Consider the following 24,489-nt stretch of genomic DNA (forward strand, 5'->3'; position numbering starts at 1 on the left):
GCCGGTTTCTCACGCCAAGGCTTTCGCGCATATCAGGTTCCACGTCGGCTGATCATACTCACTGTCATCATCCGCGGCAGCGGCAGCGCTCGACAACCGGAATTGTTGATTCTACTTGCAGCCCAACCGGTTCCGGCCAACGGTAGGCCTTGGAACAGCATCCCACATCTCTCTGCGGCAGTTGACCGAGCATGTCGACAGCGCGGGGCGATGCGGCTGATCGAACCAGGCAGCCCGGCCTCGCGCCGAGCGGGTCGCGTCTACGGGCGGTCCGGCACTTCGACTCACCGGGCGGCCCGCGTGGCGGGCGCCTGTCCCGAAAGTGATTCGGCTGTCTATGCGGTCGAGGTCCGGCGGCGCCTTGCTTGGCCGAGAATTACCGTAGGTAACGGTCGGTGTTGTCCACGGATTCATCGATGGAGCCGTTCGTCGAGGATCCGAGCGATCTCCTCGGCCGCCGCCGGCTCGGTCATGGCCAGGTGGGCCGCATCGATATCGATATTCGTGATCTGCCCGCCGACGACCGGCGCCCACCCCGCCCAGCCGGTGGCGTCGGGACGGCGATCCACCGTCGCCGTGAAGTACAGCAGGTCACCGTCGAGAACCTGTGGCCGCCAGATGCTCGCCGCCCGCATGGACTGGTTGTAGGCGTCGGTCATCCGCTCGATCATGTCGGCGTCGACCGGGAAGCCTTCGCCGAGGTGCCGCCTGATGAGGTCTGCCGCCTCCTGCGGGGTAGCGTCCTGGTCCACGAAGTCGATGCCCAGGACCGGGCCGAGGTTGCTGATCAGTTCTCCGGCGGTGACCGTGACGACCTCCGCGGGGTCGATGTTGGCGGCTTCGGCGTCCAGCAGTGCCAGCAATGCGACCTCCTCCCCCGCTGCCCGCATCTCGACGGCGATCGCGTGCGCGATCTGACCGCCCAGCGACCAGCCGAGCAGATGGTAGGGCCCGTGGGGCTGGACGGCCCGGATCTCGGCGAAGTACCGGCGGGCGGTTTCCTCGATGGTGGCCGGCCCGGGGACTTCGCCGCCGATCTGGGGCGCCTGGATGCCGTAGATCGGCCGACCGGGTGTCAGGTACTCGGCGAACGGACGGTAGCTCCAGGCCAGACCCGAGGCGGGATGGATGCAGAACAGTGGTGGCAGGTCACCGCCGGCCCGGATCGGCAGCAGAACATCGAAACCGAAGGCGGCGACCGCGTCGGGGTGGGTATCGCCGGAGCGCATCCCCGATTCGATGCGTGCGGCCAGGTCGGCCGGGCTGGGAGCGGACAGGATCCAGCTGACCGGAACGTCGTAGTCGAGTTCCTTCTTCAGTTCGCTGACCACTTGCACCGACCGCAGCGAGTTACCGCCGAGGGCATAGAAATCGTCGTCGGCCCCGACGCGCTCCACACCGAGTACGTGCTCGTACGCGCGGGCCACTTCGTTCTCCAGCCAGGACGCCGGTTCCCGGTATTCACCGGCCGCGAACTCCGGTTCGGGCAGGCGCGCGCGGTCGAGTTTGCCCGAGGGTGTGAACGGCACGGTGTCGAGCACCATGACGGTGCCGGGCACCATGTAGCCGGGCAGTTCGGTGGCGGCGTGGGCGAGGACCGCGGCGGTGTCGAGGGTGGCGCCGGTGGTGGGGACGAGGTAGGCGACGAGCCGGTCCCCGGCCGCGGCCGTGTGCACGGTGACGATCGCGCGGGCGACGCTGTCGTGTTCGGCCAGCACTGCCTCGATCTCGCCGAGTTCGATACGCAGACCGCGCAGTTTCACCTGGGAGTCCGTGCGGCCGAGGTATTCCAGTTCTCCGTTGGGGAGGCGTCGTGCCAGGTCACCGGTGCGGTAGAGCCGTTCACCCGGGGTGAACGGGTCGGCGACGAATCGTTCCGCGGTGAGGCCGGGACGATTCTGGTAGCCGCGGGCGATCTGATCACCGGCCAGGTACAGGTCCCCTGCCACTCCGGGCGGTGCGGGTTGCAGCCGGCTGTCGAGGACGTAGGCGCGGACGTTCCAGACCGGTGTGCCCATGGGGACGTTGCCGTGGTCGGCGTCGGTGACCAGATGTTCGGTGGCGTGCAGGGTGAATTCGGTCGGCCCGTACAGGTTGTGCAGTTCGGTGTCGGGCATCACCCGGCGGGCGGCGGATACCACGTCCTGACCGAAGGCCTCACCACCGACGAGTAGCGCCCGCAGCGAGGTCAGGGACGAGGCGGGGGCTGTGTCGGCGAACGCGGCCAGCATGGAGGGTACGAAGGAGGTGAGGGTGACCCGGTGGGCGGCGATGGTGTCTGCGAGGTAGGCGGGGTCGCTGTGCCCGTACGGTTGCGCGATGATCATCCGGGCGCCGGCCATCAGGGTGGCGAACAGTTCCCACACCGAGACGTCGAAGGTGGCGGGGGTCTTCTGCAGCACCACATCGTCCGGGGTCAGGGAGTGGGCTCCGACGATCCAGCGCAGTTGGTTGAGCGCCGCGCGGTGCGATACCGCGACCCCTTTGGGTCGTCCGGTGGAGCCGGAGGTGAACAGGACGTAGGCGATGTTCTCCGGCCGCAGCGGCGCGAGGCGTTCGCGGTCGGTGACGGGTCCGTCGTCGAAGCCGGTGAGATCGAGGTCGTCGAGGGTGGACAGGACGGCGACGGGGTTCGCGGTGGCCAGCATGTAGTCGATGCGTTCGGCCGGGTGGTCGGGGTCGATCGGGACGTATCCGCCGCCGGCGGCGTGTACCGCGTACATCGCGGTGACCTGGTCCAGCGAGCGCGGCATCCGCAGCGCCACCAGGGTTTCGGGACCGACGCCGCGGGTGATCAGCAGCCGGGCGAGGCGGTTGACGCGGGACGCGAACTGCGCGTAGGTGAGCGTCTCGTCCGCGGTGGTCACGGCGGGCAGGTCGGCGTGCCTGTGGACCGATGCGGTGACTGCGGAGGCGAGTGTTTCGCCCTGTGCGAGTTGGTAGGCGGTGGTGTTGCACCAGATCAGTTCGGCGTCGCGTTCGGTGGGGTCGAGCAGGTCGACGTCGTGGACGGGCCGGGTGGGGTCGGTGGCCATCGCGTCGAGTACGCGCAGCAGGCGGTCGACGATGCCGGTGGCGGTCGCTTTGTCGAACAGGTCGGTGGCATAGGTGATTCCGCCGCTGATACCGGTCGGTGTGCCGGCGTCGTCGTAGGTGTCGGAGACGGTGACCTGCAGATCGAACAGGGAGGTTCCGGTGTCGGCTTCGACGGCCGACACCGACAGTCCCGGTAGTTCGAAGTCGGTGGTCGTGAGGTTCTGGAAGGCCAGCATCACCTGGAACAGCGGGTGGTGCGCGGGGGTGCGTACCGGGTTGAGTTCCTGGACTAGCCGTTCGAAGGGGACGTCGGCGTGCCCGAACGCGGCCAGGTCGGTTGCGCGTACGTGTTCGAGCAGTTGGGTGAACGACATTCCCGCGGTGAGCCGGGTGCGGAGTACGAGGGTATTGACGAACATGCCGACGAGGTCGTCGAGTTCGGGTTCGCCGCGGCCCGCGTAGGGGGTGCCGATCGCGATATCGTCGGTGTGCGCGAGCCGGGCCAGAGTGGCGGCCAATGCCGCGTGGAAGACCATGAACAGGGTGGTGTTGTGGGCGCGGGCGACTCGCTCCAGTTTCGCGTGGAGTTCGGCGTCGAGTTCGATCGGCATGTTGGCGCCCGCGTAGGTCGGGGCGGGCGGACGTGGCCGGTCGGTGGGCAGTTCGAGCAGGGCGGGCAGGTCGGCGAGCTGCCCGGTCCAATAGTCGATCTGGGCGTGCAGTAGCGAATCGGTGTCGTGCTCGGTGCCCAGTACGGTGTGCTGCCAGATGGCGTAGTCGGCGTACTGCACCGACAGCGGCGGCCAGGCGGGGGGTTCGTGGTGCAGCCGGGCCGAGTAGGCGGCCATCATGTCGCGGGCCAGCGGGGCCAGCGATGATCCGTCGCCGGAGATGTGGTGCAGTACCACGGCCAGGATCCACTCGCCGTGGTCGAGTTCGTACAGCCGCACCCGGAACGGTACCTCGGTGGTGAGGTCGAACACCGTGGAGACGAAGGTGGAGAGCCGGTCCACCAGTTCGGATCGGTCGACGCGGGCGACGGCCATGGGCGGTACGGCTTCTTCGGCGGGCAGTACGACCTGTGCGGGTTCGCCGTCGTGGTGCGGGTAGACGGTCCGCAGTACTTCGTGGCGGGTCATCACATCGTCGACCGCGGCGTGCAGGGCGTCGATGTCGAGTTGCCCGGTGAGCCGGATGACGATCGGGATGCTGTAGGCGGCGGAGTCGGGTTCGAACCGGTTCAGGAACCACATCCGCTGCTGCGCATAGGACAGCGGGACGTGCTCGGGGCGGGGTTGGGCGGTGAGCGCGATGCGGCCGGTGTCGGTGTGCGATTCGGCGCGGGCGGCGAGTTTCGCGACGGTGGGTGCTTCGAAGATCATCGCGACGGGCACGGACGCGTCGAGTGCGGCGCCGATGCGGGCGGCGACACGGGTGGCGATCAGGCTGTTGCCGCCCAGTTCGAAGAAGTCGTCGTCGGCGCCGACGGGGCCGTCGGTGCCGAGCACTTCGGCGTACACTCCGGCCACGATCTCTTCGACCGGTGAGGACGGCGCCCGGAACTGCCTGGCCTGCAGGACCGGCGCCGGCAGTGCTTTGCGGTCGAGTTTCCCGTTCGGTGACAGCGGTATCGCGTCGAGCACCATCACCGCGGCGGGCACCATGTAGGACGGCAGTGTCGCGGCGACCGCGGTGACGAGTTCTTCACTGGAGATACTCGCGCCCGGCGTCGGGACCACATACGACACCAGCAGTACGGGTCCCGCGCCTTCGCGGCGTGGCACGGTGACCGCGAACGATACGTCCTCGCGTGCGCTGAGGACGGCGTCGATTTCGCCGAGTTCGACCCGGAAGCCGCGGACCTTGATCTGGAAGTCGTTGCGTCCGACGAATTCGAGGTCGTGGTCGGCGGTCCAGCGCACGACGTCACCGGTGCGGTACATACGTTGCCCGGGTTCGCCGTAGGGGCAGGCGACGAACCGGGCGGCGCTGGTCGCGGTCCTGTTCAGGTAGCCGCGTGCCAGGCCGGGACCGGCCAGGTACAGCTCCGCGGCCACTCCGACCGGTACCGGTCGCAGCCGGGAGTCCAGGACGAGGGCTCGCATACCCGCGCGGGGGGCGCCGATCCGGACCCGGTCGCCGGGAAGCATGTGGGGGGCGGCGGTGGCCACGACCGAGGTTTCGGTCGGCCCGTACAGCACCCGGAATTCGCGGGTGCCGGCGCGGTCGGTGCCGGCCCACCGGTTCACCAGATCCGAGGGCACTTCCTCACCGCCGGACATGACGACCTGCAGATCGTCGAGGCCGGCGGGGTCGAGGGAGGCCAGCGCGACGGGGGTCACGAAGGCGTGGGTGACGTGCTGGGTGCGCAGTAGGTCGGCGAGTTCGCTGCCGCCGTACATTCCGGCCGGGGCGAGGACGAGGGTGGAGGCGCCGCCGGTCGCGAGCATGATCTCCAGCAGGGAGGCGTCGAAGGACGGGGAAGCGAAGTGCAGGACGCGGGAGGTGTGGCCGGTGTGGTGGGCCGCGTGCTGGGCGGCGAGGAAGTCGGCGATGGCGCGATGCTCGACGGCGACACCCTTGGGTACGCCGGTGGAGCCGGAGGTGAAGATGATGTAGGCGGTATCGGTGGCCCGCAGTGGTGCGCGCCGGTCGTCGTCGGTGACGGGGTCGCCGGACAGGGTGTCGATGTGCGCGGCGACGGTGTCGTCGTCGAGGACGAGCCAGTTCACGGAGTCGGGTAGTTCGGGTCGCGCCGCGGCGACTGTGACGCCGAGTGCGGCGCCGGAGTCGGACACCATCTGTTCGATGCGGCTCGCCGGGTAGCGGGGGTCCACCGGCACATAGGTGGCGCCGGATTTCACGACCGCCCACCACATGATCACCGAGGCCACCGACCGGGTGGCGGCGACGAGTACCGGGTTCTCCGGTGCGGCGCCGTGCCGGACGAGTGCGCGGGCCAGCCGGTTGGATCGAAGGTCGAGTTCGGTGTAGGTGAGTGCGGTGTCGCCGGCGACGAGGGCGAGACCGTCGCCGTTGTCGCGGACGGCGGCGGCGAACGCGTCCGGTAGCAGGGCGGGTGCGCCTTCGAGGCGCGGTCCGACCTGGGAGACGAGCGCGGTGTGTTCGTCGGTGTCGAGCCAGTCGAGATCGCCGACCGGTGTCGCCGGATCGGCGGCGACGGCTTCCAGGACCCGGATCAGTCGCTGGGCGAACCCGGCGACCGTCGCTTCGTCGAACAGGTCGCGGGCGAAGATCAGCATGCCGGAGATGCCCTGTGCCGCGCCGCCGGTGCCGTAGTTGTCGGAGACGACGAGTTGCAGGTCGAATTGGCACATGCCGGTGTCGACGTCGGCGCGGGACACGGTGACGTCGGGGAGCGCCACGTCGACCGTGGACAGGTTCTGGAACGCCAGCGCGATCTGGAACAGCGGATGCCGGTCGGCGGAACGTTCCGGTTTCAGTTCTTCCACGACCCGTTCGAACGGTACGTCAGCGTGTTCGAAGGCCTGCAGATCGGTTTCCTTCGTGCGTGTCAGCAGGTCGGTGAAGGGTTCGCCGGCGTGGATGGGAGTGCGCAGCACCAGGGTGTTGACGAACATGCCGACGAGGTCGTCGAGTCCGGGTTCGCCGCGGCCGGCGACAGGGGTGCCGATGACCACATCGTCGCTGCTGCTCAGACGGCCCAGTACCGCTGCCAGGGCAGCGTGCAGGACCATGAACAGGGAGGTGCCGCGGGAGCGGGCCAGTTCGGTCAGTTTGCCGTGTAGATCGGCGCCGATATCGAGCGGGACGCGGCCACCGGCCAGGGATGCGACCGCGGGGCGGGGCCGGTCGGCCGGTAGGTCGAGCCGGTCGGGTGCGCCGGCCAGTGTGGTGCGCCAGTACTCCAGTTGCGCCGACATGAGCGAGGCGGGGTCCTGCGCGGAGCCCAGGGTCCGGCGCTGCCACAGTGCGAAGTCGGCGTACTGCACCGGCAGGGGTTCCCACAGCGGCGCATGGCCGGCGGTGCGGGCGGCGTAGGCGCGCATCACGTCGCGGGCCAGCGGGCCCATGGACTGGCCGTCGCCGGCGATATGGTGCACGACCAGGACCAGCAGGTATTCCGCGGTGTGACCGTCGGTGTCGAGGGCGAACAGTTCGACACGCATCGGCACCTGCACGGTGACGTCGAAGCCGCGGCGCATGAATTCGCCGACCACGTCGGGGATCAGGGACGGTGCGATGTGTACGGGTTCCAGGGTGATCTCGGGTTCGTCGAGGATCACCTGCTCGGGTTCGCCGGCGGTTTCGGGGTAGATGGTGCGCAGCACTTCGTGGCGTCCGGCGACGTCGCGCAGGGCGGTGGCGAGGGCTTCGGTGTCCAGGTCGCCGGTCAGTCGCAGCATCACCGGGATGTTGTAGGCGGCGGAGTCGGGTTCGAAGCGGTTGAGGAACCACATCCGCTGCTGTGCCAGCGACAACGGGATGGGGTCGGGGCGCGCTCCGGCGGTGAGGGGTATCCGGTCGCCGCCGGTGAGGGTTTCCACGTGGGCGGCGAGTCCTGCGACGGTGGGTGTTTCGAACATCGACCGCACCGGAACTCGCACACCGAGGGCGGCTCCGACGCGCGCCACGGCCAGGGAGGCGCTGAGCGAGTCGCCGCCGAGTTCGAAGAAGTTGTCGTCGGCGCCCACCCGGGCGATGCCGAGCACATGGTGGAAGGCTTCGGCGACCACCGTTTCCGCCGGTGTCGAGGGTGCGCGGTATTCCTGGGTGGCGAAGACCGGGTCCGGTAGGCGGGTGCGGTCCAGTTTTCCGTTGGAGGTCAGTGGGAGTTCGTCGAGGACGAGGACCGCGGCGGGCACCATGTAGGCGGGTAGGGCTTCGGCCAGGCCGGCGGTCAGGTCCTCGCCGGACACGGTGTGGCCGGCGGTGGGCACCACATAGGACACGAGCACTGCCGGCCGGTCCTCGGTGGTGCGGGGCACCGTCACCGCGAACGCCACATCCGGGCGCGCGCCGAGGACGGCGTCGATCTCCCCCAGTTCGATCCGGTTGCCGCGGATCTTTATCTGGAAATCGTTGCGTCCCAGGAATTCCAGGTCATCGGTGTCGGTGCGGCGCACGATATCGCCGGTGCGGTACATGCGGTGACCGGGTTCGTCGAACGGGCAGGCCGTGAAGCGGGCGGCGCTCAGTCCGGCGCGGCCGATGTAGGAGTCGGCCAGGCCGGGTCCGAACAGGTACAGTTCGCCCGCGACCCCGGCCGGCACCGGCCGCAGCCAGGTGTCGAGGACCACGGCCGAAACCGGTCCGCTCGGTCCGCCGATGGTGATCGGTTCGCCCGGGGTGAGTGCGGCGTTCGAGGTGGCCCAAATCGTGGTTTCGCTGGGACCGTAGAGGTTGACCATGGCGCGGTTGGGCGCCCACCGCTCGACGAGTTCGGGGCCGACCGGTTCGCCGGCGCTGCAGAGCACCCGGAGTTCGCCGAGGCCCTCGTGTGGGAGGGTCGCCAACGCGGAGGGGGTCAAAAGGGTGTGGGTGATGCGCTCACGCCGCATCAGGGCGGCCAGTTCCGGGCCGCCGTACACGTCCGGTGGCGCGATGACCAGCCGGCCGCCGGAGCCGTGCGCCATCAGCAGTTCGAACACCGAGGCGTCGAAGTTGGGTGAGGCGACCTGCAGGACGGTTGCGGCGGGGCCGGCCCCGAGTATCCGGCGTTGCGCCGCCATTACATCGGGGAGTGCCCGGTGGGTCACCAGAACACCCTTGGGGGTGCCGGTGGATCCGGAGGTGTAGATCACATACGCCGGATGGTCCGGGTGGATCGGTCCGCCGCGTTCGGCATCGGTGATCGGTGCGGACAGGGCCGGATCGCCGCTGCCGGTCTCCATTCCGGTGTCCACGATGAGCCAGTCGACGTTGTCGGGCAGGCGCGGCCGGGACGCGGCATCGGTGACTCCCAGGGTGGCGCCGGAGTCCGACAGGAGGAATTCGATGCGGTCGGCGGGCAGGTTCGGGTCCATCGGCAGGAACGTGGCGCCCGCTTTCGCGGCGGCCCACGCGGTAACGATCGCGTCGAGGGACCGGGGCAATGCGGCGGCGACCAGGGTTCCGGGGCGGCCGCCGCGGCGCAGCAGCAGCCGGGCGAGGCGGTTCGCGTGGGCGTCGAGCTGCCGGTAGGTCAGCGCGCGCGAACCGAAGGTGACCGCGATGGCGTCGGGGGCGGCGGCCACGGTGGCGGCGAACAGCCCGCCGAGGGTGGTGGCGGGGAGGTGCCGCGTGCGGGGGGCGGGCAGGACCGGGTCCTGCCCGTCGTTCGAGGGGAGCTCGGCGAGTCGGGTGGCCGGGTCGTGGGCGATGCGATGCAGCAGTTCGACGAATCGGTCGAGGATGGCGTGCGCCTGCGCGGTGTCGAAGGAGTGGTCGAGGAAACGCAGGGTGATGTGCAGGCCCTGCCCGGTCTCGTGCTCGTCCTGTTTCGGTGCGACGACGAGACTCAACGGGTACGGGGTGGCGTCGACGCCGGTGATCTCGTCCACGCGCAGGCCCGCGGATTCGACGAGTTGCTGCAGGGCCGGCCGGTCCACGGGGAAGGACTGGAAGGCGATCGCGGTGTCGAACAGTTCGGTGGTCCCGGCGCTGCGGTGGATATCGGGGAGCCCGACGTAATGGTGGTCGAGCATGCGGGCGTGCTGGTCCTGCAGATGTGTGAGCAACTCTCGCAGTGATGCCGCCGGGTCGAGCCGGACTCGGACCGGGATCGTGTTGAGGAACATGCCGAGGGTCTGATCGACACGGGACAGTTCCGGGGGGCGGCCGGAGACCGCGGAACCGAAGATCACGTCGGTTTCGCCGGTGAGGGTGCGCAGGTTCAGCGCCCACGCGGCGGCGACGGCCGTGTTGACGGTGACGGCGGCGTCGGCGGCCACGGCCCGCAGGCGTGCGACATGGCCGGCCGGTAGTTCGGCGGTGACCTCGGCGGCCGCGGCGTCGGCCGTTCCGGTGCCGCGGGCGACGCGAGTGGGTGAATCCACGTCCGCGTATTCCTGCGCCCAGGCGGCCTTGGAAGCGGTGAGGTCCTGGCGGGTGAGCCAGGTCAGGTAGTCGCGGTAGGAGGGGGCTTCGCCGGCGGCGCCGATGTGTTCGGGCGCGCCGTAGTAGTCGAGTAGTTCTCGTAGCAGCAGCGGCATCGACCAGCCGTCCAGGATGACATGGTGGTTGGTGATCAGCAGCCGGGCCGCACCGGATTCGGCGCGGATGAGGGTGAAGCGGATCAGGGGTGGGGCCGACAGGTCGAACCCGGCGGCCGCGTCGGCGGTGGCGATGCGGTCCCATTCGGCGGTGAGGTCGTCGCCGCGGGCCGCGAGATCGACTTCCCGGTACGGCACTTCGGCGTGGTCGAGGACGATCTGGCACGGTCCGGCGGGGGTTTGCGCGAACGCGGCACGCAGGATGTCGTGCCGGTCGACCACCGCCTGCGCGGCCTGCCGCAGGCGGTCGCCGTCGACGCGGCCGGTGAAGCCGATCACCGTCTGCACGGTGTATGTGTCTGCGGCGGCGGGATCGAAGGTGGAGTGGAAGTGGATGCCGGATTGCATGGGCGACAGCGGCCACACATCGGCCAGGGTGTCGTATCGCTGTTCCAGTTGCTCGATATCGGCTCGGGTGAGGGTGACGAGCGGGAAGTCCGCGGGCCGGTAGGCGCGGTCCTCGATACGGTGCGCGCGCCCCGGTAGGTCCGCGGTGGTCGTGGTGTCGGAGTCGTGCCGGGCCATCGCGGCCAGAGCGGCGACGGTTTTACCCTCGAACACATCGCGCGGAGTGAGGGTCAGCCCGGCCGAACGCGCCAGCGCCACCAGCCGCATCGAGACGATGCTGTCGCCGCCGAGGGCGAAGAAGTTGCTGTCGGCGGAGACGGTGTCCAGATGCAGGACTTCGGTGAACAGCTGCGCCAGAACACGCTCGGCGGGAGTGGACGGCGCCCGGCCGGGTGCCTGCTCGGCGCGGAACACGTGGCGGCGCAGCGCTGCGCGGTCGATCTTGCCGACCGGGGTCAGCGGCATCGCGTCGAGTTCCACGATCGCGGCGGGATTCATGTAGCTGGCCAGCGACTCGGCGAGGTCGTCGTGTAGTGCCGCCACATCGAGGGCGGTCCCCGGAGCGGAGACGACATAGGACACCAGGACCGGTTCTCCGGCCGGGCCGTCCTGGGCGACGGTGGCCACCTGCGCGACGGCCGGGTGGCGGGCCAGGTGGGCGTCGACCTCACCCGGTTCTATACGCAGGCCGTGGATCTTGACCTGCTGGTCGCTGCGGCCCAGGTATTCCAGTTCCGGGCCGGTACGGCCGTGCACCCACCGCACCGAGTCACCGGTGCGGTACATGCGGTCGCCGTGAGCCGAGTGCGGGTCGGCGACGAACCGGGAGGCGGTGACGGCCGGGCGGTCGTAGTAGCCGCGGGCCAGGCCGGGCCCGCCGAGATACAGTTCCCCGGCGACCCCGGGCGGTACCGGTCGCAGCCACATGTCGAGCACCGCGGCCGTCACGCCGCGGATCGGGCCGCCGATGGTGACCGGTTCACCGGGATGCAGCACCTCGGATCCGGTTGCCCAGATGGTGCATTCGGTCGGCCCGTAGTGGTTCATGAGCCGGCGGCCGGGTGCCCAGTGGTTCACCAGATCGGTTCCGGTGGCCTCGCCGACGACCGCGACCGTGCCCAGTGCGGGCAGTCCGGCCGGATCCATGGTGCCCAGGACCGACGGGGTGATGATGGCGTGGGTGACGCGCTGGGCGCGCAGCAGTTCTTCGAGATCGCTGCCGCCGTACACCTGCGGCGGTGCCACCAGCAGGCAGGCGCCGCTGCTGTGGGCCAGCAGCAGTTCGGAGACACAGGCGTCGAAGCCCGGCGAGGCGACCTGGAGCACCGTCGAATCGGTGGACGCGGCGAACGCCTCGGCTTGGGCGGCGACGACATCGGCCAGGCCGCGGTGAGTGATGTGCACCGCTTTCGGTTTACCTGTCGACCCGGAGGTGTAGATGAGGTAGGCGGCGTTGCCGGGGTGCAGGTGTGCGGGAGTGACCGGTTCGGTGCCGGGCTCGGGTGGCCCGGTGAGGTCGGCGATGAGCCAGTCCACCGTGGTCGGGAGATTCGGGGCGACCGTGTCGGCGGTGATGCCGAGCGTGCTGCGGGAATCGGCCAGTAGTTCGGCGAGGCGTTCGGGCGGGTTGGCGGGATCGAGGGGCACGAACGCCGCACCGGTGCGGGCCACCGCCCAGATCGCGACGGCCAGTTCGGCGGAGCGCGGCAGGGCCAGGGCCACGAATGTTTCCGGGGCGGCGCCGCGTTCGATGAGCCGATGCGCCAAGGCGTCGGCGCGCCGATCGAGTTCGCGGTAGGTCAGGGTGGTGTCACCGGAACGGACGGCCGGTGCGTCCGGGTAGCGGCGCGCGGTGGCCGACAGGATGTCGTGCAGGGTGCGTTCCCCGGCCGGTGGCGCGCCACGGACCGAGCGCAGTTCGGCGCGTTCGCTGTCGCGGGCGGCGGACACGGCGGCGATCCGGCGATCCGGGTCGGTGACGAGCCGGGTCAGCAGCAGTTCGAATCGTTCGAGCAGCGTGCGGGCGGTGTCGGTGTCGAAGTGGTCGGTGGCGAAACGCAACGTCACCGTGTAGGTGCTGTTCTCCTCGGTGCCGGAGGCGTCTCGCGCCGGCGGGGTCACCTGCAGGCTCAGCGGATACGGGGTGGCGTCCTGGGCGTCGATTTCGATGAGCCGCAGCCCGGCGGCACCGAGATCACGGGACAGTCCTTCGCGGTCGAGCGGATAGGACTCCAGCACCGTCACCGTGTCGAACATGTCGGCGATGCCGGTGGCCCGCTGGAGTTCGGCCAGGCCGATGTGCCGGTGCGCCAGCATCGAAGCCTGTTCGGATTGGACGCGGGTCAGCAGATCGGCGACGGTCTCGTGGGGATCCGTGCGGACCCGCACCGGCAGGGTGTTGATGAACAGTCCGACCATGTGCTCGACGCCCTGGATATGTGGCGGGCGCTCCGAGACCGTGTTCCCGAACACCACATCGGCGCGGCCGGTGAGTGTCGTGAGCAGCAGCGCCCACGCGACCTGGATGGCGGTGTTGGCGGTGACTCCGTGGGTGCGGCCCAGGCCGAGTATCGCGGCGGTGGTCGCGGCGTCGAGCGCGCGGCCGGTTTCGCCGCTGTGCGCGGTGACCGCACGGTCGGGGCGCGCGGTGACCCGTGTCGGGCTCTCGACGCCGGCGAGCATCCGCTGCCACGCCTCGGTCGCCGCGTCGCGGTCCCGGTCGTGCAGCCACTGCAGATAGTCGCGGTAGGAGCGCGGCGGGGCGAGTGCGGCGGCCTGGTCGCCGGAGGCGTACAGCACGAGCAGTTCGTGGATCAGCAGCGGCATCGACCAGCCGTCGAGTACGAGATGATGGTTGGTGACCAGCAGCCGGTACTCATCGGTGCCGGTGCGCACGAGATGGAAACGCAGCAGCGGCGGACGAGCCGGGTCGAACGGTGCGGTGGCCGCGACCGCGAGCTCGCGGAAGGCGCGGTCGCGCGCCTCGGGGTCGGGGGCCTCGCGCAGATCGGAGTACTGCCAGTCGGCCCGGGTGTCGCCGAGCACGAGCTGGCGGGGGCCGCCGGTGCTCTCGACGAACGCGGTGCGCAGGCTGTCGTGGCGGTCGACGAGTGTCTGGGCGGATCGGTGCATCCGGTCCGTGTCGACCTCGCCGGCGAAGGTGAGCGCCGCCTGCACCGTGTAGCCGTCGGTGGTGTCGCGGTCGTAGACGGCGTGGAACAGCAACCCGGCCTGCAGTGCGGTCAGCGGCCACACGTCGGTCAGCGACGGGTAGTCGCGCAGCCACTGGTCGATGTCGTCCTGTGACACGGTGACCAGCGGGAAATCCGAAGGGGTGAAGCCGCCCGCGGATTCGGAGCGGATATGGCCGGCCAGGGCCCGCAGCGCCCGCACCCACAGGCCGGCGAGTTCGTCGACCTCGGCGGCGTCGAGCACTTGTGCGGCGAATTCCCAGGTCGCGTCCAGTTCGAGGCCGTCGGGTCCCGGTTCGGCGATCGCGTTGATATCGAGCAGCGCGGGCAGCGCCATCCGCGGATCGCTCGTCGCGGTCAACGAGGTGAACTCACGGGTGGGTGTCCACGCCCCCGAATGTTCGCGGACACCCACCCGCCCCAGATAGTTGAAACTGATCTGAGGTTCCGGTGAGCTGCCCAGCTCGGTGCTGCCCTGTGGGTCGAGGCAGCGCAGCATGCCGTAGCCGATGCCGTTGTCCGGCACCGCCCGCAGCTGCTCTTTTACCTGCTCGACGGCGCGTCCCGCGGCCGCTCCGCCGGCGAACGCCTCCTCCGGGTCGATATCGTGGAGTTCCAGCCGGATCGGGAACCGGGTGGTGAACCAGCCCACCGTGGCGCTGAGGTCGGCGCCCGGCACCGCCTGATCCTCGCGGCCGTGCCCTTCCAGCGAGATCAGTTCCGCGCCGGCGGCCATGCCGCGCCGGCGTCGCCACTCACCCAGCGCCAGCGCGAGCGCCGTCAGCAGCGGGTCGTTGGCGTTGCCGTGGTAGCGGGCCGGGACGGTGGTGAGCACCGCCTCGGTGATATCGGCGGGAATACGGATCCGGACGCGGCCCGCCGTCGCCACGACATCGCGTTGGGGGTCCAGGCGGCGTGGCCCGAGCAGCCGGTCACCCAGTTCGTGGATACCGCGCCACAGGCCGAGTTCGGTGGCGCGCCGGGCCGGCGCCTGTTCGACCAGGCCGTGCGCCCAGCGCCGCACCGACGTGCTGGGCGCGGGGAACTGTGGTTCGCCGCCCTCGGACACCTGCGCCCAGGCCTGCGCGAGGTCGGTGAGCAGGATCCGCCAGGACACGGCGTCGACGGCGAGGTGGTGGATCACCAGCCACAGCAGGTCGGGGCCGGTGGGGTCCTGCAGCCGGACGGCCTGCAGCAGTACCCCGTCGGCGGGGTCCAGGCGGTCCGCGGCCGCCTGCAGGTGGCTGTCGACCTCGGCGGCGTCGCGCCGGGTCAGTGTCACCGCTGTCAGGGCGGTGTCGGCGTCGACCGTCCCGCGGTCGAGGACGTCGACGAACCGATCCAGTGATTCGGCGCCGCGCAGGACGGCACGCAGCATGTCGTGCCGGTCCAGCACGGCCTGTAGGGCGCGGACCAGATCCGCGTGGTCGACGTCGTCCGGGAGCTGCACGAGGGTGGCCTGCGCGAACCGGTTGTAGTGCCCGCGGGCGAGCATGGCGTGCATGATCGGCGACAGCGGCATCGGCCCGACCCCGCCGCCGGGCAGTTCGGCCAGCCGCGGCGCGTCGGCGGCATCGGTCGCCACGGCGGCCAGCCCTGCGACGGTTTTGGCGTCGAACACATCCTGGGTGGAGAAGCTCAATCCGGCCGCCTTGGCGCGCGCCACCAGCTGGATCGACAGGATGCTGTCGCCGCCGAGCGCGAAGAAACTGTCGTCGGCCCCGGCCTGCGCGACTCCCAGCACCTCGGCGAACAGACCGGCCACCAGGTTCTCCCGGGGGGTGGCCGGTGCCCGCCCGGCCGGGGCGGTCCCGAAATCGGGTTCGGGGAGCGCTTTGCGGTCCAGTTTGCCGAACGCGTTCACCGGCAGGCTGTCCAGCGGCAGGATCACCGCGGGAACCATGTGCGGGGGCAGGGTTTCGCGGGCGTAGCGCTGCAGGTCGACGGTGTCGATCCGGCGGCCGTGTACGGGAACGACATAGGTGGCGAGCACAGTCGCGTCGGCCTTGTTGCGCACCGGCACGGTGACCGACAGGTCCACGTCGGGATGCCCGGTGAGAGCGGCGTCGATCTCACCCGGCTCGATCCGGTAGCCGCGGATCTTGACCTGGAAATCGCTGCGTCCCATCAGTTCCAGCGTCATCTCGTCGCCGTCACCGGACCAGCGCGCGAGGTCGCCGGTGCGATACATGCGGTCCCCGGGGTCGCCGTAGGGGCCGGCGACGAAGCGGGCCGCGGTTTCGCCGAAACGGTGACTGTAGCCGCGCGCAAGGCCCGGCCCGGCCAGATACAGTTCGCCGGCGGTGCCTTTGGGGACCGGTTGCAAGGCCCGGTCCAGCACCATGGCGGAGACGCCGCGGATCGGTCCGCCGACGGTGAGATCACGGTTGGGTTCGATGGGGGCTCCGGCGGCGGTGATGGTGGTCTCGGTGGGACCGTATTCGTTGTACATCGTCCAGGACCCGGTCCACCGTTCGATGACGTGTGGCGGGCACACGTCTCCACCGACCACCACGACACGCAGATCGGTGAGCGGCTCGGGGTCGACGGTCGCCAGCACGGCAGGGGTCAGTGTCAGATGTGTGACGCGTTGTTCGGCGAGCAGCCGGGTCAGCGGTTCGCCGCCGATCACTTCCGGCGGCACGATCACCAGGGTGGCGCCGGCGGCGAAGCAGGTGAGGAACTGTTCCTGCGAGGCATCGAAACTGGGTGAGAGAGCATAGGATACGCGGGCTGACGCGTCGATACCGTAGGTGTCGCCGCGGTCGGTGATGAGGTTCGCCAGTCCGGTATGGGTGACCTGCACCCCTTTCGGGAGCCCGGTGGATCCCGACGTGTAGGTGAGATAGGCCAGGTCGGCGGGCCGCAGTGGGCGGATCCGGTCGGCGTCGGTGATCGGATCGGCCGGGTAGGGCTCGTATGCCCGCCGGGCGCCGGGATCGTCCAGCACGACCGGGCGCACCTGCCGGGGCAGCCGTTCCCGGTGGTCGTCGACGGTGATCGCCACCGCCGCACCGCTGTCGACGACCATGTGCTCGATACGGGCGGGCGGATACTCCGGATCGACCTGCACGATGGCGGCCCCCGTTTTGGCGACCGCCCACGCCGCGACCACCGACTCCACCGAGCGCCGCAACAGGATCGCCACCGCGGTTTCCGGCCCGGCCCCCGCAGCGATGAGATGGCGGGCCAACCGGGAGGACTCGGTGTCCAGTTCGTCGTAGGTCACGGTGCGGCCGGGCGCGGCGATCGCGGTGCCGCGACGGTGACGGCGGGCGGTCTCGGCGAGGATGTCGGGCAGCAGCCGAGTGCCGGTGCCGTGGGGTCCGCGCACGGGCAGCAGTGCGGCCCGCTCCTGTGCTTCGAGCAACGGCAGCCCGCTGACCCGGTTCTCTGTTCCGCCGGCGAGGAACTCGTGCAGGAACATGAGGAATCGCCGGTGATGCCCGGCGAGTTCGGCGGCACTGTAGATGTCCGGGTTGCCCTGGAAATCGATGTGGGTGCTGTCGCGGCCCGCGCCCGGATAGATGTTGACGAACAGGTCGGCGGTCGGGCCGGAGGTGAGCACGTGGAGACGACCGGTCGTCTCCCCCAGCACGATTTCGTTGTCCACCATCATGAGGTTCACGGCCGGACCGAACGAGGCCGCCTCGTCCCGGGCGATCCCCATATCGTGGAAGATGTCTTCCTGGCGGTAGCGCTGCCGGCGAAGCGCGCTGGTCAGTTCGCTCTGGGTGGCGTCGATCAGCTCCCCGACGGTGCGGTCGGTGACCTGCACGCGCAGCGGCACCACATTGGCGACCATGCCACCCGAACGGCGCAGCACCGCCGAATGCCGGCCCGATACCGGCAGGCTCAGCAGCACCTCGTCGCTTCCGGTCATCCGGGCCAGGTAGGCGGCGAACGCCCCGACGACGATCGGGGTGACGCTGGTACCGCGGTCGGTGACCACGCTGTCCAGCAGTCGCGCAGTGTCTTCCGGCAAGGGGGCGCTGACGAGTTCGGGGTGGATGGTGGGTTTGCTGACGCGTCCGGCCAGGCTGACCACGGGCGGAGCGCCCGCGAGGTGTTCGGTCCAGTACTTGCGGTCGTTGTCGAAGCGTTCCGATCCTCGGTACGCGAGATCCTGTTCGATGATGTCGCCCAGGTCTTTCGCGGTGGCCGGGGGTGCGTCGTCTCCGTGTATCCACGCGTTGTACAACTCGGTGATGCGGTGCACCATCGTCACCGCGGCGAACCCGTCCAGGGCGATATGGTGCGCGCGCTGATACCACAGGTAGTGGTTGTCGCCCACCTGGTACACGATGCACTTCATGAGATAGTCGCCGAGCAGGTCCAGTGGCGCCGAATAGTCCTCGACCATGAGGCGATGCGCGGTCGCGACCGGATCGGCACGGCGGCGCAGGTCCACCACCGAGGCCGGTGATCCGGTCTCGTCGATGTACTGGCACGGTTCGCCGTCGACCTCGATCAGATGGAGGTGCCCGGGACCGAATTCGCGGTCGGCGGCCTGGCAGGCCTCCAGGAGCAGGTCGGGTTGCAGTTCACCGACGATCTCGACGTATTGGGCCACCGAGATCGGTGACGAGCCCGCGAGGTGCTGGGCGAACCAGATCCCTCGCTGGGCGGCCGACAACCGGAGGACGTCGCGGCGTGGCGGGCCGGTGAATGTGACACCCGAACCGTTACCCGAAGCCGAGTGGTCTGTTGCGGAGGAGTCGACCTCCGATGAATCCGACCGGCTCGGACCGCTGTCGATATTGCGCTTGGACTGGGTCACCTGTCCTCCATTTCCCGGCATCGGGGAAACCGGCCGATTAAGCCGGTCATTTCTCCTGAAATGCGCAGGGGATTTCAGTGGAACAACAATTTATGTCGCCAAATCGAGACTTGCCCATCGGTGGTGGCAGGCGGTAGCGCCCACCCTGTCTCGCTTCGAATCCGAAAAGAAATAATTGGAGTCGGTCCATACCCGGTGTCATAAAAACCGGGACTCAACCTGTCATCCGGCCGGATCTATCGGAAAGCCACCGGAAGACATGAGATATTCCGCCGTTCTTCGGCGGGCCGGGTGGCTGCGCAACCGGCACCCGGCGTGCCTGCCGTCTTCGGAGTCCGAACTGCGTGTGCACGCATCGTTACCTTTCATGGTTTGGGATACATGCAGGTCACGAATGTGGCTCGGAGTTATGTCGGGGTCGCTGAGCGGGAAGCGAACGATGTCGGTAGTCATCGGTTGCACCAAATCGCCTTCTGGCCGTGGCTTACCTTTGCGCCTGTTGTCCCGGCGGATTCTCCGCGACCCCGACAATCGGGAGAATCCATGTCGTGCCGATCTGCCCGTAATTCGAGCAATCGGACCGGCAGTCGTCGAAGTGGGTTCTCGATAATCTCGACGACCAGCTTCGGAACGCCATAATAAGCGAGTTCGAGCGAGGTCCGCAACGCCAGGCCCCAGAGCCTCTTGAAGGCCGCCCGAAAGGGGCTGCGGGAGCGGAATTGATGCTTCGGCGTATCAGATGATTCGGCAGCCGGTTCCGAAATCGTCCCGCCGGTGCGGATCGGCGCGGGCCCGTTCCGGGAAATGCGCGGCCGCAGGGCGGCCCGGAGGGGCGGCCGGGCGCGGTGCCGTGCGCGGAAGCGGCGCAATCGCGTACGGATGTCCGGCGGGGCGTGCGGAGGGCACGCGTGAGCGCCGCACGCCCGATGGGTGCGGCGGCAGGACTCAGGCGGTGGGCCGGAGGCTGGACAGCACCCGGATGGCGTCCGACAACGGGATCATGCGCTCGGGCTGCTCGCTGGACAGCCCCAGTTCGATGTACTGGCGGATCAGCATCGATGGTGTGAGACAGTGCGCCGCGGCGACCTCGCGTATACGTTCACGCATATCCTGCGGAAGCTTGAGCGAGGTCGTGACCATTCCGCGTTCGACCTCGTCGGTGGTCGGCGGGAGCGGCGGCACCTGCGCGGTGTCGTCGAAGGCCAGCCCATCGAGGAACTGTTCGGCTTCGGCGGCGCTGCGCGGGAAACCGGGGTCGTGTTCGTTATTCATCTCGGGTCGCCTCCCATGCGGTGAATTCGGCGAGCTGACGGTCCCCCATGGGCGCGGCCATGAGGATCTGCCACCGGTCGGGGTGCGAACGCGGTCGCAGGACCACCACCAGTGGCCGCCCGTCCTCGGTACGGCCCCATACGGTGAGCACCGCCAGTCCCTGAGCGGTGGTCGCCGGACGCGACCACCGCCGCGGCGAGTACAGCACCTCCACCACTTCCCAGGCCGCGACCTCGAAGTGCCGAAGGAACGGTTCGCTGGATGCGTGCCATTCGTACTCCACGACTGCCACGATAATACCTCGGTATTACCGAGGTGACGGCGCGATCTGTCCGGTGAGTGCGGCGCGGGGTCCGTGTGGTCCGGTCGGCGGGCGCCGGCCGTTCTCGCGGCCGGCGCTGCCGTGCCCGCGCAGCCGAAGACGGCCGTAGCGATTGCGGTGATAACCCTGCGGCGGGCCGCGCGCCGCATATATTCTGCTCCTCCCGGGCGGCCCGGCCCGTTCGTGAAGCGTGGGGGTCGCATCCCAGGAAACCTGGACAGAACTGGGCTTGCCCGGCGCCAAGATCTTGATTCAAACTAATACTTGATTGATTCAAGAAAACCGGTAAGCTCCGAATCGTGACCACGACCGCGGAGTTCGAGAACATGTTGCGCGGGGCCGCGCTCCGTGTGACCGCACCCCGTCTGGCGGTGCTGCGCGCGGTACACCAGAGCCCGCACGCCGATACCGACTCGATCATCGCCCGGGTACGCGACTCCCTGGGTGCGGTATCGCATCAAGCGGTGTACGACGTGTTGCGCGCGCTCACATCCGCCGGCCTGCTGCGCCGGATCCAGCCCACCGGTTCGGTGGCCCGGTACGAGACCCGGGTCGCCGACAACCACCACCATCTCGTGTGCCGCGGCTGCGGCGCGATCGCCGACGTCGATTGCGCCACCGGCTCCGCACCCTGCCTGACCGCCGCCGACGACCACGGTTTCACCATCGAGGAAGCCGAGGTCATCTACTGGGGCCTGTGCCCCGACTGTTCTGTATCGACCGATTCGTAACGACCCCTGTTTCACCGGAAGGAACGCAGTGTCCGACAGCACCACAGGCCAGTGCCCGTTCGCGGCCAAACACCCCACGACGGGTGCCGGCAACCGTGACTGGTGGCCCAACCAGCTCAACCTGAAGATCCTGCGCAAGAACGCGCCCGCATCCGATCCGATGGAGCCCGACTTCGACTACGCGACGGAGTTCAAGACCCTCGACCTGAACGAGGTCCGTCGCGATATCACCGAGATCCTGACCAACTCCCAGGACTGGTGGCCCGCCGACTTCGGTCACTACGGCCCGCTGATGGTCCGGATGGCCTGGCACAGCGCCGGCACCTACCGCACCATCGACGGCCGCGGCGGCGGTGGTGGCGGCATGCAGCGTTTCGCGCCACTGAACAGCTGGCCCGACAACGGCAACCTGGACAAGGCCCGCCGACTGCTGTGGCCGGTCAAGAAGAAGTACGGCAAGAAGCTGTCCTGGGCCGACCTCATGATCTTCGCCGGTAATGTCGCCCTGGAATCCATGGGATTCGAGACCTTCGGCTTCGCCGGCGGCCGCGCCGACCTGTGGGAACCGGACGAGGACGTCTACTGGGGCCCCGAGTCGGTATGGCTGGAAGACGAGCGCTACACCGGTGACCGCGATCTGGAGAGCCCGCTGGGTGCGGTCCAGATGGGCCTGATCTATGTCAACCCCGAAGGGCCGAACGGTAATCCGGACCCGCTGGCCTCGGCCGTGGACATCAAGGAAACATTCGGCCGGATGGCGATGGACCACGAGGAGACCGTCGCGCTGATCGCCGGCGGTCATACCTTCGGCAAGACCCACGGCGCCGGCGATGCCGCGCTGGTCGGCGCCGAACCCGAGGGCGGGCTCATCGAGCAGCAGGGTCTCGGCTGGAAGAGCACACACGGCACCGGTAAGGGCGCCGACGCGATCACCAGCGGTCTGGAGGTCACCTGGACCACCAAGCCGACCCAGTGGACCAATGATTTCTTCGAGATCCTGTTCGGTTACGAATGGGAGCTCACCAAGAGCCCGGCCGGCGCCAACCAGTGGGTGGCCAAGGACGCCGACGCGATCATCCCGGACGCGCATTCGGATGCCCGTAAGAAGCCGACCATGCTGACCACCGACCTCGCCTTGCGCTTCGATCCCGAGTTCGAGGTCATCTCGCGGCGCTTCCTGGAGAACCCGGATCAGTTCGCGGACGCCTTCGCCCGCGCCTGGTACAAGCTGACCCACCGCGATATGGGCCCGATCGAGCGGTATCTCGGCGCGGAGGTGCCCTCCGAGGTGCTGATCTGGCAGGACCCGATCCCGCCCGTGGATTTCGAGGTGATCGACGAGGCCGATATCGCCGCGCTCAAAGAGCAGGTGCTGACCGCGGGCCTGACCGTGCCGCAGCTGGTCTCCACGGCGTGGGCGTCGGCGTCGACGTTCCGGTCCAGTGACAAGCGCGGCGGCGCCAACGGCGCCCGCATCCGCCTGGAACCGCAGAAGAGCTGGGATATCAACGAACCCGAGCAGCTGGCGACCGTGCTGAGCGCGCTGGAGAAGATCCAGGAATCGTTCAACGGCGCCCAGACCGGCGGCAAGAAGGTATCGCTGGCCGACCTGATTGTGATCGCCGGCGCCGCCGGTGTGGAACAGGCCGCGAAGGCGGCGGGTGTGCAGGTCACCGTACCGGTGACGCCCGGTCGTAACGACGCGTTGCAGGAGCAGACCGATGTCGACTCCTTCGGGGTGCTCGAACCGCGCGCCGACGGGTTCCGCAACTACATCGGCAAGGGCCACCGGCTGCCGTCGGAGCACCTGCTGATCGACCGCGCGAACCTGCTGAACCTGACCGCGCCGGAGATGACCGTGCTGGTCGGTGGTCTGCGGGTACTGGGCGCGAATTACAAGCAGTCGCAGCAGGGCGTGTTCACCGACAACGTCGGGACGCTGAGCAACGACTTCTTCGTGAACCTGCTCGATATGGGAATCGAGTGGAAGTCGATCGACGAATCCCAGGAGACCTTCGAGGCCCGCGATACCGCGACCGGCGAGGTCAAGTGGACCGGTACCCGCTACGACCTGGTGTTCGGCTCGAACTCCGAACTGCGCGCGGTGGCCGAGGTGTACGCGGCCGACGACGCGAAGGAGAAGTTCGTGCGCGACTTCGTCTCCGCCTGGAACAAGGTCATGAACGCGGATCGGTTCGATCTGGCCTGATCCGTCCGGTGTGACCGGACCGCGGTAGCGGATCGCCCGGGAGTCTTCGGATTCCCGGGCGATCCGTCGTTTACGGGGTCGGCGTTCGCGCGTCGTCGGGGGTAGTGGTGTATCCGAGCGGGTACCGCCGCGAAGCCAAAGCCCAGGCCAACCTGCAGGAAGGGCGGCACGACCTGGGCCGTACGGTGTTCCACGGCCACAAGGGTGAGGTCACCCGTGCCTACTTGGACGGGATGGAGAATCAACTGTCCGCGCTCGGCCTGATCTTGAATTGCATCGTGCTGTGGAATTCGGTGTACCTGGACCGGGCGGTACACCCGCTACGCGCCCAGGACTATCCGGTCCGCGACGAAGACGCCACCCGGCTGTCGGCGTTCATGCGCAAACACCTCCGTCTGGCCCCTACAATTTCAACCTGCCCGAGCTCGGCGGCACCCACCGGCCGCTACGCGACCCGGACGGCCCGGAGGACGACGAGTGACCAGCGGGTCGAATCAACGGCCTGATTCCGGTCCGTGGACATCCGCTACGGGGCAGCGAAGTTCGCTCGGTGGTCGTGAATCCACTGTCGATAGGTGCGTGGCTGCTCTGAGGGCAGGATCGTCGAAATGGGGGTTGGTTCGATCGGGTGCAGGATGGCGCGGTGGTAGTACCGCAGCAGTGAGTCGGCGATGTGGGGAGGGGTGTGCTGCTTGGTCAGCAGTTGATGACCGATGGCGGGGGAGACTTCTTCGAACCGGACCGGTCGGCCGAGGGCTTCGCCGATCAACTCCGCTTGTCCGGCTTGGGTGATCAGCTCCGGGCCGGTGAGCACGGGCGCAGTCCCGGCGAGACTGTCTTCCAGCATCGCGGCGGCCGCTGCGGCGGCCAGGTCTTGCTCATGGATCGGAGCGATGCGAGCCTTCGCGTGGGCGGCGCGAACGACGCCGTGTGCACGAATCGTGGGTGCCCACCACACGGTGTTGGTGGCGAACATGCCGGAGCGTAGGAATACCCATTCCATTCCGGTCTGTTCGATGCGGCGTTCGAGTTCGCGGTGTGCGACACCGGTGTGATTGTCGGGATGGTTGTCGAGCACCGACGAGGAGGACAGCAGCACGATGCGGCGCACACCGTGCGTAACCGCTTGAGACAGGAACTGCTCGGCGGTCCCGTGTACCGCGGCGGCGTTGAGGAATACCGTGTCGACCCCGTCGAGCGGGAACCGTCCATCCAGCGCCGGTACTGTATCGACTCCTGGAGGCAGGCCGGCGGCTGCGGGGTTGCGAGTGAGGGCTGTGACGTCGGCGCCGGCGGCGCGGAGCCGCTCGACGAGGGCTCGGCCTACGTTTCCGGTAGCTGCCGTGATCAAGAACATGCGTGTAC

The 24,489-nt window shown here is 68.9% G+C and carries 7 protein-coding genes; 3 read left to right on the top strand and 4 right to left on the bottom strand.

The genetic code is table 11. The features are described from left to right. Positions 1 to 410: 410 nt before the first annotated feature. From NS4_RS02715 to NS4_RS02725, 3 genes are all read right to left on the bottom strand, one after another. The gene (locus NS4_RS02715) at positions 411 to 18,590 is read right to left on the bottom strand and encodes a non-ribosomal peptide synthetase (RefSeq protein ID WP_063057831.1); all 18,180 of its coding nucleotides are present in this window, start codon (positions 18,588 to 18,590) and stop codon (positions 411 to 413) included. A 945-nt stretch (positions 18,591 to 19,535) separates the two neighbouring features. Further along, on the bottom strand, positions 19,536 to 19,862 hold the full coding sequence (locus tag NS4_RS02720; protein WP_063057832.1) for a hypothetical protein: 327 nt from the start codon (positions 19,860 to 19,862) through the stop codon (positions 19,536 to 19,538). Continuing rightward, on the bottom strand, positions 19,855 to 20,154 hold the full coding sequence (locus tag NS4_RS02725) for a hypothetical protein (protein WP_157105853.1): 300 nt from the start codon (positions 20,152 to 20,154) through the stop codon (positions 19,855 to 19,857). The genes NS4_RS02720 and NS4_RS02725 overlap by 8 nt, the downstream gene beginning before the upstream one ends. 329 nt (positions 20,155 to 20,483) lie before the next feature. Between NS4_RS02725 and NS4_RS02730 the strand changes: the two genes are divergently transcribed. The 3 genes from NS4_RS02730 (at position 20,484) to NS4_RS02740 (ending at position 23,630) form a co-directional block, all read left to right on the top strand. Then, entirely contained in the window at positions 20,484 to 20,915 is a 432-nt protein-coding gene (locus NS4_RS02730) for a Fur family transcriptional regulator (protein WP_063057833.1), read from the top strand. A gap of 28 nt (positions 20,916 to 20,943) precedes the next feature. Beyond that, positions 20,944 to 23,124, top strand: a complete 2,181-nt coding sequence (gene katG / locus NS4_RS02735) for a catalase/peroxidase HPI (protein WP_063057834.1) — start codon at positions 20,944 to 20,946, stop codon at positions 23,122 to 23,124. Positions 23,125 to 23,231: 107 nt separating this feature from the next. After that, complete coding sequence (locus NS4_RS02740; RefSeq protein ID WP_169811714.1) at positions 23,232 to 23,630, top strand: Tn3 family transposase; 399 nt, start codon at positions 23,232 to 23,234, stop codon at positions 23,628 to 23,630. Between the two features lie 20 nt (positions 23,631 to 23,650). On the opposite strand, the gene NS4_RS02745 is transcribed toward NS4_RS02740, so the two are convergent. Then, positions 23,651 to 24,481 carry an SDR family oxidoreductase gene (locus tag NS4_RS02745; protein WP_063057836.1) on the bottom strand — a complete coding sequence of 277 codons (831 nt, stop codon included), beginning with the start codon at positions 24,479 to 24,481 and terminating at the stop codon, positions 23,651 to 23,653. Positions 24,482 to 24,489: the final 8 nt, after the last annotated feature.

Origin of the sequence: Nocardia sienata NBRC 100364 (assembly GCF_001613205.1) — a bacterium.
GTDB lineage: Bacteria > Actinomycetota > Actinomycetes > Mycobacteriales > Mycobacteriaceae > Nocardia > Nocardia sienata.

Bases quoted from the DNA above. Each gene is read 5' to 3' on its own strand.
- NS4_RS02720 (WP_063057832.1), bottom strand. From the start codon at position 19,862: ATGAATAACGAACACGACCCCGGTTTCCCGCGCAGCGCCGCCGAAGCC.
- NS4_RS02745 (WP_063057836.1), bottom strand. From the start codon at position 24,481: ATGTTCTTGATCACGGCAGCTACCGGAAACGTAGGCCGAGCCCTCGTC.